Origin of the sequence: Rhizobium sp. CB3171 (assembly GCF_029714265.1) — a bacterium.
Taxonomy (GTDB): domain Bacteria; phylum Pseudomonadota; class Alphaproteobacteria; order Rhizobiales; family Rhizobiaceae; genus Rhizobium.
This window is the reverse complement of record NZ_CP121652.1, coordinates 3594362-3606896: the sequence shown is the minus strand read 5'-3', so window position 1 is coordinate 3606896 and position 12535 is coordinate 3594362. Positions and strand designations below refer to the sequence as shown.

Below are 12535 nucleotides of genomic sequence, written 5' to 3'. Positions count from 1 at the left end.
GGGTGAGGGGCAAGCATGAGGTCGAGAACTGCGCGCATATCCGACAGACGAAACCCACTCCCATGACGAGACCATGCCCATGAGCCGCGATGCCCTGAAGACCCTGTTCCATCCCTTTGCCTCCGGCACTGTCGACGCGCCCGGCGAGGGTAAGCGAATCCTGTTTCTCGGCGCCGAGGCCGGCTTTTCGCTGCCCGACGGCTTTGCCGCCGAGCTTTCCGCCGTACAAGGTTTCCGTCCCTTTTATCGCCAGCTTCAGGCGCAGCGCGTCAATGTGACGCCGCAGATCGAGGACGAGGATTATGATGGCGCGCTGGTGCTCTGCACCAAGCATAAGGGCGAGAACGAAGCCCATATCGCCGAAGCGCTGAAACGCGTGAAGGCGGGCGGGCTGATCGTCGTCGCCGGTGGCAAGGAAGACGGCATTCAGCCGCTGCGCAAGCGCATCGAAAGTTTTGGCCTGGATGTCGAGCACATGCCGAAATATCATGGCGTGGCGTTCTGGTTTACGCGGCCGGCAGACACCGCTGCTCTGACAGCGCAATTGGCAAAGCCCGCCACACGCATCGAAGGCCGGTTCACCACCGCTGCCGGCATGTTCTCGCATGATCGCATCGACGCCGGCTCCGAATTGCTGGCATCGCGCCTGCCGACCGATTTTTCCGGCGACGCCGCCGATTTCGGCGCCGGCTGGGGCTATCTCTCGGTGGAACTGGCGACCAGATCGCCGCGGATCGCGCGCCTGGACCTCTACGAGGCCCACTACGCAGCGCTGGAGGCCGCCCGCGCCAATCTCCTGGAAAACTGCCCGAAGGTCGCCCAGCGCTTCTTCTGGCACGATCTGGCAAGCGAGCCGGTCAAGGACAAATACGATCTGGTGATCATGAACCCGCCCTTTCACGAGGGCCATGCTGCCGAGCCTTCGCTCGGCCAGGCGATGATCAAGGCGGCATCCTCGGCACTGCGCGGCGGCGGCCGCCTGATGCTGGTCGCCAATCGCGGCCTGCCCTACGAGCCGGTGCTGGCGGAGAATTTCCGCGAGCATGGCGAGACCTGCCGCAATGCTCGCTTCAAGGTGCTGTGGGCGAAGAAGTAAACGACAAAGGCGGCCAATCGGCCGCCTTTTTATATGCGAAGGATTTAGCCGGTTCGGCTCGAGCGGGGCATCAGGTGATCGCGCAGGGTCAGGAAGTTTCTTTCGACGAGAAACCAGAGCGTCGCCGCCACGATGAAACAGGTGGCGAAATAGATGACGAAGCCCGAGAGCCCCTGAAGATTGTCCTTGCCGACGCCATCTGGTCGAGATGGTAGACGCCCTTATGGGTCAGATAGAGGCTGTAGGAGAGCGTGGCGATACCCGATATGGCCGGAAGATGCCAGCGCGCGATCCTGGGCTGCAGGTCCAGCAGTGCGCCAAGAATGAACGCCACTCCCGCCGAGAAAAGCGGAAAGCCGACGACCGCGCCTGGAAGAGGCTGAAGTACAAGCGGCAAATTGGTTTCAGCAAACGGCCCGCGGACGGAAAAGATCACGAGAGCCACTATCACGAACAGGCTGCCTATACTGAGCGCGATGTATGGCGGCATATACCTTTCCCAAAGCAGCGGCTTGAACAGCCGGATTGCTGCGAGAACGACGCCAAAGGTCAGTCCGTCCAATCGATTGTAAGTCGGATAATAGACATCCCTGAGATAGACGGCCAGCGCCGCCCTGTAGGCCTGCATTTCAGCAGCCGGTCCGACCTCACTCAGCCAAAGCGCAAACCTCAGAGCCATGCCGGCCATCACGATCGTCGCGACCAGAAAAGCACCGAAAACCACTGTTACGCGCCGCTTCAACAAAATGATGAGAACCGGCAGGGCGAGATAGAAATGCTCCTCGACGCTCAGCGACCAAGCCTCGGTGAACGCCCCACCATATCGGGGATCAAGCCGGAAATTGACGGTAAAGGTCGCAAAGCGCCAGGCCGATTGCATGGTCGGCGCGTCGCGCAGAATGGGGAAGACGGTGTAGATGGCCAGCACCACGAAGAATGCCGGCAGGATCCGGAAAGCGCGACGCAGATAAAAGGATTTCAGATGCACGCGACCATGGCGCACCACTTCGGTCAGTAGCTGAGTGCCGATGAGATAGCCGCTGAGCACGAAGAATATGTCGACGCCAATCCAGCCATAGGGCCTGATCCCGGCGAGCGGCAGCGGGGTCGCTTCCGCCGGCAGATGCACGAGCATGACAAGCAGGATGGCAAGCGCACGCAATATATCCGGCCCCAATGCCCTTGCGGCGGCGGCGGCTTCAAGCGATACCGTCTCGTCCAATGGATCGAGCGGCTTGGAACTGGCAACAGTTATGGTGTTCACGGCTGGGGTTCCCGTAAATGGCTAGTGAATACCGATGGACATGCAGGAAATACTGTTGAATGCCTGTCTTGTATCGGAATTCCGGCCAGCCGTAACGGGCCATCCCCGGCAAGATAGAATTAACCTAAAATTTTCGTAAAATCTTATCGAATGGAGATTAACGCGCCCGATTCGGTGCCCTCGAGGTCCATTCGCGGCGGAGAACCGCATAGATATATTCGTCACCCCAAACGCCGTTGAAGCGGTCGTTTTCAATCAGATGCGCCTCGCGCCGCAGGCCGAGCCGTTCGACAACGCCGACGGATCCGGTGTTTTTCGTGTCCAGCCGTGCAAAAATCCGGTGGAAGCCGAACCTATCGAAGCCGAGCGTGATGATGGCCCGCACGGCCTCGGTCGCATATCCTTTGCCGGCATAGGCCGGATTGAAGATATAGCCGACCTCGGCCTGAAGGGCGGCTTTGCTGGCAAGCTTAAGGCTGACCTGGCCCAGCAGGGCGTCATCCTCGCTTCTCATGACGGCACAGCGCAGGATATCGCCATCTTCCGACAGGCGCGTGTTCAAGCTGGCGTCGAAACGCTCCCGCATCTCCTGCGCGGATGGCGGGTCGCTGTAGAGGAAGCGGTAAATGGCTGGCTGGGAACGATAGGCGCTGTAAGCCTCGAAATCCTCCGGCACGAAGCTGCGGAGAATGAGACGTACGGTGAATGCGAGGGGTTCAGCCTTGTCGAACGTCATCGCGGATCCCGGTGACAATATTCCCGAGAAACATATCCCCCACAGCCGATGGCGGCGGGGGACAATTCCGAGCGGAAATTATTCGGCGTCCGCGCTCGACAGCGTTTCCAGCGTCGGCATCGAGGTGATGTTGTAGCCGGCATCGACAAAATGAATTTCGCCGGTGACGCCTGCCGACAGATCCGACAGGAGATAGAGCGACGATGAGCCGACATTGTCGATGGTGACCGACTTGCGCAGCGGCGCGTTGCGCTGGTTCCAAGAAAGAATGGCGCGGGCGTCGGAAATGCCGGCGCCGGCGAGCGTGCGGATCGGGCCGGCCGAGATGGCGTTGACGCGGATGCCGCGCGGGCCGTAGTCGGCGGCGAGATAGCGCACGGAGGCTTCCAGAGCCGCCTTGGCGACGCCCATGACGTTATAGTTCGGGATAACCCGCGTCGAGCCGTTATAGGTCAAAGTCAGCATGCTGCCGCCTTCGACCATCAGGTCGGCGGCGCGCTTGGCGATCTCGGTGAAGGAGAAGCAGGAGATCACCATGGTGCGCGTGAAATTATCGCGCGTGGTATTGGCATAGAGCCCCTTCAGCTCGTTCTTGTCGGAAAAGCCGATGGCGTGGACGATGAAATCCAGCCTGCCCCAGCGCTCCCTGATCTCCTCGAAGACGGAATCGACGGAGGCGATATCCTCGACATCGCAAGGCAGAAGGAAATCGGAGCCGAGTTCGGCGGCGAGCGGCTTGACGCGCTTGCCGAGAGCTTCGCCCTGGAACGTAAAGGCAAGGCTCGCGCCTTCGGCCGCAAGAGCCTTCGAAATACCCCAAGCAATGGAATGATTGTTTGCGACGCCCATGATGAGGCCGCGCTTACCCTGCATGATTCCCGTCATTGCTTTATCCGTTATAGCGCTGGAATACGAGCGTGGCGTTGGTGCCACCGAAGCCGAAGGAATTGGAAAGAGCCGTGTCGATCTTGGCATTGTCGATGCGCTTGCGCACGATCGGCACACCTTCGAATTCCGGGTCGAGTTCGGTGATATGAGCGCTTTCGCCGATGAAGCGCTCCTGCATCATCAGGATCGAATAGATCGATTCCTGCACGCCGGCTGCGCCGAGCGAATGGCCCGTCAGCGATTTGGTCGACTGGATCGGCGGGATGTTGCTGCCGAAAACCTCGCGGATGGCGCCGATTTCCTTGCTGTCGCCGACCGGCGTCGAGGTGCCGTGAGTGTTGATGTAATCGATGTCGCCCTTTACGGTCGCGAGTGCCTGACGCATGCAGCGCACAGCCCCCTCGCCCGATGGAGCGACCATGTCGTAACCATCAGAGGTGGCGCCATAGCCGACGATTTCGGCGTAGATCTTCGCACCGCGCGCCTTGGCATGCTCAAGCTCTTCCAGGACCAGCACGCCGGCACCGCCGGCGATGACGAAGCCGTCACGCTTGGCATCATAGGCGCGCGAGGCGGTTTCCGGATTGTTCTCGTTGAAGTCAGAGGACATGGCGCCCATGGCGTCGAAGAGGTTCGACATGGTCCAGTCTAGATCCTCGTGGCCGCCGGCGAACATGACGTCCTGCTTGCCCCATTGGATCATCTCGGCGGCATTGCCGATGCAGTGCGCCGAGGTCGAGCAGGCAGACGAGATGGAATAGTTGACACCGTGGATCTTGAACCAGGTGGCGAGCGTTGCCGAGGCGGTCGACGACATCGACTTCGGAACGGCGAAGGGGCCGATGCGCTTCGGGCTGTTGTTCTTGCGGGTGATATCGGCGGCTTCGATCAGCGTGCGGGTGGACGGGCCGCCGGAACCCATGATGATGCCGGTGCGCTCATTGCTGATGTCGCTTTCTTCGAGGCCGCTGTCGGCGATCGCCTGCTTCATGGCGACGTGGTTCCAGGCGCCGCCCTGCGACAGGAAGCGCATGGCGCGGCGGTCGACCAGATCCGTCGTGTCGATCTTCGGCGAACCCCAGACCTGGCACTTGAAACCGTGTTCGGCGAAATCGGAGGAAAAAGAAATGCCCGACTTGGCTTCGCGCAGCGAGGCGGTGACTTCCTGCGCATCGTTTCCAATCGAAGAGACAATACCCAGACCCGTAACTACTACCCGTCTCATGTCGATGACCTTTTCTAAAAGCTCTGTCTTTGTGGGGCGGCGGTGCCGCAGCTCAGGCAGTCTTGTCTTTTGACAGGCCTACACGCAGGTCTGTCGCCTGATAAATGACTTCGCCATCCGCTTTCAGCCAGCCGTCGGCGGTGCCGAGAACGAGGCGGCCGCGCATGACGCGCTTGAAGTCGATGCCGTATTCGAGAAGCTTGGTATCCGGACGAACCATGCCCTTGAACTTCACTTCGCCGGTGGAAAGCGCCATGCCGCGGCCGGGCTCGCCGAGCCAGCCGAGGAAGAAGCCGGTGAGCTGCCACATGCCGTCCAGGCCGAGGCAGCCCGGCATGATCGGATTGCCGGCAAAATGGCAAGGGAAGTACCAGTCGTCGGGACGCACGTCGTATTCGGCGCGGATATAGCCCTTGTCGAAGGCGCCACCGGTTTCGGAAATATCTGTAATGCGATGGACCATCAGCATCGGCGGCAGGGGAAGCTGCGCATTGCCCGGGCCGAACAGTTCGCCGCGGCCGCAGGCCAGGATTTCCTCATAGTTGAAGCTGGATTGTCTCGTCGTCATAAAGTTCCGTTTCCCCCGGTGAATGCCGATTGATGTGAAGCTTTAGTGTAAGATCGACAGAAAATGAAGCGCAAGCATGACGCTCGCATTCCACCGTTCGATCGAACACACTTCACTGTTATGTGGTGGTCGCATACAGGAAGGCCAGGGCTGCGGCCAGAGGCAAATGCGTCAAAAACCCTATTTTTACGGCTTTTGACCGCCTTCCCACCCTATTGAAACTATTGAAAGCAATTCGTGCAAAAGTTATATGGCTTAGTAAAGATTTATAGAGATCAGGAATCCGGAGTTCCCTGAATGGCGGAAGAGGCCGAAATCGCGATCGAAACCAGGCTGCGCAGCGCAGGCCTGAGACCGACCCGGCAACGCGTCGCCCTTGGCGACCTTCTCTTCGCCAAGGGCGACCGTCACTTAACCGTCGAGGAACTGCACGAAGAGGCGGTCACCGCCGGTGTGCCGGTTTCGCTCGCCACCGTCTACAACACGCTGCATCAGTTCACCGAGGCCGGTCTGATCCGCGTTCTCGCCGTCGAAAGCACCAAGACCTATTTCGACACCAACGTGTCCGACCATCACCACTTCTTCATCGAAGGCCAGAACGAAGTTCTGGATATTCCGATCAGCAATCTGACGATCGGCAACCTGCCGGAACCGCCAAGGGGCATGGAAATCGCCCATGTCGACGTCGTCATCCGCCTGCGCCGCAAGCAGCGGTAAGGCTAGGCAATAGGCAATAGGCAATAGGCAATAGAATTGCCTTCGAGCCATTCACTATTGCCTACCGCCTAATTCCTACTGCCTCCCACTACATCACATCGTCGGGATGCCGGCCGGGCTTATGATGGTAGGTCGGGAAGGTCCAGCCAAACCAGAGCGCACCACCGCGCACCGCGAAGGCTGCGGCGACGCCGAGTGCCGCCGAGGCATAAAGCGGCATCGTGGTGGCATTGGCTGCGGTGAAGGCGCCTGCCCCCACCAGCGCCGCGGTCACGTAGATTTCCGGCCGCAGCAGCACCGAGGGCTCATTTGCCAAGAGATCGCGCAGGATGCCGCCGAAGGTCGCGGTCAGCGCGCCGGTGACGATGGCAACCGTCGGCGAGCCGGTCGCCGCCATGCCCTTGGCCGCGCCCATGACGCAATAGGCGGACAGGCCGACCGCATCGAGCCAGATCAGCAGCCGATAGCGCGATTCGAACAGATGTGCCGTGAAGAAGACCAGCACGCCGACGATGGCGCAAATGATGATATAGGTCGGGTTCGACACCCAGAAGACCGGCACCCGGCCGAGGACGATATCCCTGAGGGTGCCGCCGCCGATACCGGTGACCGCCGCAAAAAACAGGAAACCGATCGGATCGAGCTGCTTGCGCGAGGCAGCGAGCGCGCCGGTCGCGGCAAAGAGGGCGACGCCGGCATAGTCGAGAAACGAAAGAAGCGACATTTAAGGCTCCAGGAGAGTGCCGGCGCGATTTTCGGCAAAGTGAATCACGGCGGCAAGGGCCACGCAAGCAGGCAGGCGTAAAGATATCCGAGCGGCCACGGCACCCCCTGCGGCCGGCCCTGCGCATTCAAGAGGAAATCCCGGTGAAATCCCTGCTGATCGTGATCCTGAATCTCATCGCGCTCGTGATCATGCCCGTCGTGGCGCAAGCGCAGCAATCGCTGGTGCAAGATCCGGTGGCCTTCGAGAAGGAACATTTCACCAAGCGCTGCGAGGGACAGGCAAGCTTCGGTGACGGCTTCGCCACGGAGCGGGATATCAACAACGACTCGCTGACCGACCTTGTCGTCAACGAGGGCGAGATCACCTGCAAAGGGGAAAAGGGGCCCGACTGCACCGACGAGGGCTGCCCCTACAACTTCTATATCCATGTCGCCGAAGGCGGCTATATTCTCGTCGCCACGGCACGGATCTACGGCTACGATTTCATCCAGCGCTTCGGCAACATGGTGCTGGTCATGAAGATGCACCCGCGCTTCTGCGACCGCACCGAGGGCGATCCTTGTGAAATCACCGTCCGCGTTCGCGGCGTCAAATTCGTCACCGTCGCAAAAAAGTAGCTGTCAGCCGAGCATCTCAGGGCCAGTGCCGCGTGGTTACGGGCCGGGCCACCTAGTTAGTTTCCGTCCACAAACATACGTATTTCGGCGCGTTTACAAGGGCTTGTGCTTGGAGGAGAGAGTAGTTTAGGGCGACCGACAGGATCATGGGCGCTTGTTGTTGGACAGTATACAGTTGGCGGCGCTGAGGCGTACGCCATGAAGGCCGGCATTGGTAGCGACGGCGTAATTCCAAAAGCTAGTCGGAGTTCAGGTCGGTTTGAGGCGGGTGAAGAGGACGAGGTTGTAAGCCACAACGGAGGACCAGACGTAGGTCTTGAAGTGGTCAAGGCCCCGCCAGGTGCAGCGTGCCAAGCCGTAGGCACGCTTGAGGCATGATATTCCGGCTTCGATACCGGCGCGGAAGTTGCGCAGCTTGCGATAGACCCAATTGCTTCTGACCATGTCCTCGACCTTGAGGCCAGCTTTTTTGTGGAATGCCATGTCGCGAACGCCCCAGGTCTTGGCTGTGGCCAGGTTGCCGCGACTGGCAAAGCCGCCGTCGGCCGCCGCCTGCCGCGGCGCGTGTCCATAGACGGCGATGTGGCGCTCCAGCATTGGCAGCAGCCGCTCGCTGTCGGGCGGATTACCCGCCTCGATCACGAGATCGAGGATCATGCCGCTTCTGCCGGTGGTCAGGTTGAGCTTGTGGCCGTATTCGGTCTCGCGGCTACCTTTGACGATGATATCGGCATGGGGTTCGAACAGGCTTACCAGCTTCTCGCCCGCCGGCAGCTTCTCTCCCGCCAGTACTCGCCGCTCGCTCTGTTTGATGATGCGTTCGATCAGCGGTCGATAGCGGCAAACCTGGGCCTGCCAGAGTTGGACGAGCGGATTGCTCGCCACGCCCAGTCGCTCGGTTGCCTGCTTCAGATATGCCAAGGTCGCGCGGGCGATCGCGATCAGCTCACGGTAGAGCCGGGCCCGATTGGGCTGACCGCGTGTGAACTGGATTTTGCGGGCACGCTTCTTGGCCGCGCGGCAATGATCGCGCCATGCCAGGCCGGCGCCGACCAAGGTATCTGCCTTCTTCAGCAGGCGCACCATGACCCGCACGGCATCCCACAGCAGGCTGCTGTCGCTCGGTTCGTGTATGAGTGCTGAGGTCACTGTACTGTCCAGCCGCACGACCGTGCCGTCCTCCAGCTTCGCCTGCCGAGCGCTCGACAGCAGCGCCCGATTGATCGCTTCCCAGGTCTCGGGTCGGATCGCGCTGATCGTCTTTTGCAGCACTGACTTTTGCGGGCTCCATGACCACGGCAGACGCGCAAAGGCCCGAAACGATGCGGAGTCCTCGAGATGGAACGCCAGTTCCTGGTAGCTCAGCTGCCGGTATTGCTTGAGCAATGCGCAACGCAGCACTGCCTCGGCCGGCAGCCCTTGCCGTCCGGTGGGCTTGACACCGTGCCGACCCAGATCCCGACCCACCAAGCCAAACAGATCGTGATGCTCGTCCAGCCACTGCGACATCGCCTTCAGTTCGTGGCCGATCTCGTGCGTAGCGAAAACATCGAATATACTGGCTTGGACGGTGCGTTCTTGGCGCATTGTCGGCTCCGGCGGTTGCAGATTGTGCTTCGGAATCAGTGGCATGAGCCCAAAGTATACCTGAAACCGCCGGGCCTTACCCGCGCAAAATTCAGATTCACGTAATAATATCAATAAGTTGTCGTTTGTGGACGGAAACTAGTTAGGGGCCGGGCCACCTGGTTAGGGGCCGGGATAAAGCGCCGAGGTGCGGCCGGCGGCGTAATAGCCGACGAGGCCGATCCATTCGCGGATGCCGGTCGCCAGCAATTGCGCGTTCAATGACGGCTGGGTGAAATCGAGCTCAAGCGTTTCCTTACCCGTGCTGCGATAATCGACCGGCCAGGGAACGACATCGATGCCCTGCTTGCGGAAAAGGCCCATCGAACGTGGCATATGGAAGCCGGAGGTGATCAGCAGGCAGCCGGACAACCCGTTCTGCGCCAGCAGCTCCTTCGTGTTGACGGCATTTTCATAGGTGGTGCGCGACGTCGCATCCTCGACCAGGCGGTCCTTCGGAAGGCCGAGCGCAACAAAGAAGCGCTCGGAAATGACGGCATCCCCCTCATACTTGCCGCTGATCGATCCGTCGCCACCGGAAACGACGACGCGCGCCTGCGGAAACTTCTGCGCCAGCCGCAACGTCTCGACAAGACGATCGCCAGCCGAATCGAGCTCATACCCACCCCGCGCCGTCGTCACCTCATTCTGCGTAGCGCCGCCGAGAACGATCATGCATTTGAGATCCGCGGGATCGGAGGTCGGACGCGGAAAGCGTTCTTCCAGCCCCTGGACGATATAGGCGCCAGCGGTCGTGTAAAGCGCGACGAACAGGATCAGGGTCGACAACAGCGTCGAGATGACCACGACAACGCGCCGGCCAACCAGGCTGCCGATCAGGGCCAATACGCCGAAGAAAAAAGCCAAAGACAGCGGCTGACCAAAAATCCAGACAAGTTTGGAAAAAACGAACAAGATACATCCTCGGGCGTGTCGAGCCGGGGCTCTTGAGAGCGCCGGCAGAAAACGATTCGTTTTTTCCTAGCAGATATTTGTGCGCTGCAATGTGGCGATTTTGGTTGGTGGGTGAGGGAAAGGAGTGGGCGGAGGGCAGGACGATGCTAACACTTGCATGTCACCAGCGGATTAGCGAATAGCATTCAGCCGAACAGAAGATTACGAACAAAAATACCGGCAGTGAAAAGCAATGCGGCGCCCAGTAAAGAGAGGATTGGTATGGCAACGCCTCGACCAGCTATCGATAATCGCACGACATCACGTTTAAAGTCGTAACGCGGTTTCACGATCAGGTTGCTTGCGTAGTAGATCAGCGCAATGATGGCCAGCGCTGGGATTACAAAGGCGTTCGTCTTCAAGAAGTTTGCCATCGAAAGTATAAACGGATTCGTAGGCAAACTTTTATCCGCGAAGCTGATGGTGAAATTCATCACTGTTATCGCAATGGCAACTACCCAGAGAAGAAACGATCGCTGGATTTCGCTGTTACGCTTTTGTTCATTTAGCTTGAAGTCGATGTAGTCTTTTGTCGCTTTGATAGATTCTTTTGATGAGGCGTCGTCAAACTCAGGTAGCACCAAAGGGTATCCAACGGAATCAATGCGGCGCTGGATTATGGTCTTGTAAGATTGAAGATAGGCCAAGACACCTAGAGCCCTGACATGTTCTGACGGGTTTTCCTTTCTCTTCACGGTGATGATGTGAAAATAAAGGCTGTACATGATCTCAAGGCACCAACGCAAATCATCTGATTTGGCCTGACGCTGCGTAGTGATTATCGTATCGGCATCATTTCCGTGGTGTTGGTGCTGGTGCGTCAAGTCGCGAACAAAAAAATAGATTTGGTCAGCTATGCCATGTTCCAAATCAAATTCTATGGTGTCGGTATATTCCTCGGTATTTCTCCGCAGTTCGGAGTCAGACCATTTTAATTTCGAAAGCGTTATGACGCCATCGCGATTCAAGACGACATCCATGTGGAAGTCGCATCGTGCTAGCATCGATTGACTTAGCTCAAGATACTGTTGTTTGAGCCCCACGTTCATCGCACCCGGATCCAAGGTCCGCATCGACTGTACAGAACTCCGGAAGCTCTCACGAGCGCCGCTTTTGGAGAACGTTTCCTGATGAAAGACGAAGACCTTGCCGATGAGCTTAGAGTCGGGAGAAGGCAGGGTGCGCCGGGATCTGGCGCAAAAAACAAATTCGAAACGACCGCTATATCCGAATAGCCTTCCGATAAAAGGCTCAAACAAAACATCACTTAGCTGACGAGATTGCGCTGCGGCCACGTACAAATGAGACCCATCAGATGAGTTCACATATTCCGGGTTACTGGGATACCGCGTCTCGCCGATAAGCTTGTACGAAAGCCGGCCATTTACCGTCGGCACCCAGCCTTTATAGAACATTTTTCGTTACAACACCTGATCGACCACATCGTTACGAAGCTTGCCATTGGGCTCGATGCGCTTTTTTTTGGTATTATAAACGATACCGGCCCGAACGCGACCATCCGGAGTTCCGTTGTATCGAACAGTGGCCTTGCCGGAAATCGCCGCCATCAAGGATGGATATCGAGCTCGAGACTTCTGATATTCAATCCTATCAAACTTCGCGAGTTTGATTGCGAAGCGAATCAGGGATAGACCGATGGCGCCCGACGCCACGGCGAGGATAAGATTCATTATCATGACTTCCCCCCGAATCGAATTCAGTTGAGTGTACTACAAGAAACGCTTGACTCAAGACGCAACTATTGCTGCGTCGATTCGTTCCACGACCTGGCGCTAGGCGCCGCCGTTACCATGTGGTAATCACCGTGTCAATTTACAATAAATGGTTGAACGAAGGGTTACCGAATTCGACCATGTTGGCGACAAGTCAACATCAACTAGACCGAACTGGTCCGCCAAGTAAGTGCCTTTTAAGCGAAGGTTGGTGGAGCTAAGCGGGATCGAACCGCTGACCTCTTGCATGCCATGCAAGCGCTCTCCCAGCTGAGCTATAGCCCCATCAAGGTGGTGCCGTTTGACCGGCCCTGGGTCCCTTCCGAGCGCTTCGCCCGTCGGGGTGGCGGCTTATTACTTCTGGTTTTTGCAGATAGCAAGCCG

The 12535-nt window shown here is 58.5% G+C and carries 13 protein-coding genes and 1 tRNA gene; 3 read left to right on the top strand and 11 right to left on the bottom strand.

Features of this window, described 5'->3' with window-relative positions; translation table 11 throughout:
* Positions 1–79: 79 nt before the first annotated feature.
* The gene (locus QA648_RS17465; RefSeq protein WP_283048320.1) at positions 80–1096 is read left to right on the top strand and encodes a class I SAM-dependent methyltransferase; all 1017 of its coding nucleotides are present in this window, start codon (positions 80–82) and stop codon (positions 1094–1096) included.
* 88 nt (positions 1097–1184) lie between these two features.
* Here the strand turns inward: QA648_RS17465 and QA648_RS17460 are convergent, their stop codons facing one another.
* The 5 genes from QA648_RS17460 to fabA form a co-directional block, all read right to left on the bottom strand.
* Positions 1185–2360, bottom strand: a complete 1176-nt coding sequence (locus tag QA648_RS17460) for an acyltransferase (protein ID WP_283048318.1) — start codon at positions 2358–2360, stop codon at positions 1185–1187.
* Between the two features lie 157 nt (positions 2361–2517).
* Positions 2518–3096, bottom strand: a complete 579-nt coding sequence (locus QA648_RS17455) for a GNAT family N-acetyltransferase (RefSeq protein WP_283048317.1) — start codon at positions 3094–3096, stop codon at positions 2518–2520.
* A 78-nt stretch (positions 3097–3174) separates the two neighbouring features.
* Entirely contained in the window at positions 3175–3981 is an 807-nt protein-coding gene (gene fabI, locus QA648_RS17450) for an enoyl-ACP reductase FabI (protein ID WP_283048315.1), read from the bottom strand.
* A gap of 4 nt (positions 3982–3985) precedes the next feature.
* A complete protein-coding gene (fabB, locus tag QA648_RS17445; protein WP_283048313.1) occupies positions 3986–5209 on the bottom strand; it encodes a beta-ketoacyl-ACP synthase I in 1224 nt (407 codons plus the stop codon).
* Positions 5210–5261: 52 nt separating this feature from the next.
* A complete protein-coding gene (fabA, locus tag QA648_RS17440) occupies positions 5262–5777 on the bottom strand; it encodes a 3-hydroxyacyl-[acyl-carrier-protein] dehydratase FabA (RefSeq protein ID WP_028754668.1) in 516 nt (171 codons plus the stop codon).
* Between the two features lie 297 nt (positions 5778–6074).
* Between fabA and irrA the strand changes: the two genes are divergently transcribed.
* Complete coding sequence (gene irrA / locus QA648_RS17435; RefSeq protein WP_104821509.1) at positions 6075–6494, top strand: iron response transcriptional regulator IrrA; 420 nt, start codon at positions 6075–6077, stop codon at positions 6492–6494.
* An 88-nt stretch (positions 6495–6582) separates the two neighbouring features.
* Here irrA and QA648_RS17430 read toward each other — a convergent pair whose 3' ends face one another.
* Positions 6583–7218, bottom strand: coding sequence for a trimeric intracellular cation channel family protein (locus QA648_RS17430; RefSeq protein WP_283048309.1), 636 nt, complete (start codon positions 7216–7218; stop codon positions 6583–6585).
* A 143-nt stretch (positions 7219–7361) separates the two neighbouring features.
* Between QA648_RS17430 and QA648_RS17425 the strand changes: the two genes are divergently transcribed.
* The gene (locus QA648_RS17425; RefSeq protein ID WP_104821507.1) at positions 7362–7838 is read left to right on the top strand and encodes a hypothetical protein; all 477 of its coding nucleotides are present in this window, start codon (positions 7362–7364) and stop codon (positions 7836–7838) included.
* Positions 7839–8087: 249 nt separating this feature from the next.
* Here the strand turns inward: QA648_RS17425 and QA648_RS17420 are convergent, their stop codons facing one another.
* From QA648_RS17420 to QA648_RS17400, 5 genes are all read right to left on the bottom strand, one after another.
* A complete protein-coding gene (locus QA648_RS17420) occupies positions 8088–9425 on the bottom strand; it encodes an ISNCY family transposase (protein ID WP_283046984.1) in 1338 nt (445 codons plus the stop codon).
* A 162-nt stretch (positions 9426–9587) separates the two neighbouring features.
* Positions 9588–10379, bottom strand: coding sequence for a YdcF family protein (locus tag QA648_RS17415; RefSeq protein WP_104821506.1), 792 nt, complete (start codon positions 10377–10379; stop codon positions 9588–9590).
* A 185-nt stretch (positions 10380–10564) separates the two neighbouring features.
* Positions 10565–11833 (bottom strand): hypothetical protein, encoded by a 1269-nt coding sequence (locus QA648_RS17410; protein ID WP_283048306.1) that lies wholly within the window; start codon positions 11831–11833, stop codon positions 10565–10567.
* Positions 11834–11839: 6 nt separating this feature from the next.
* Complete coding sequence (locus QA648_RS17405) at positions 11840–12109, bottom strand: hypothetical protein (RefSeq protein ID WP_104821504.1); 270 nt, start codon at positions 12107–12109, stop codon at positions 11840–11842.
* Between the two features lie 251 nt (positions 12110–12360).
* Positions 12361–12436, bottom strand: a tRNA-Ala gene (locus QA648_RS17400).
* Positions 12437–12535: the final 99 nt, after the last annotated feature.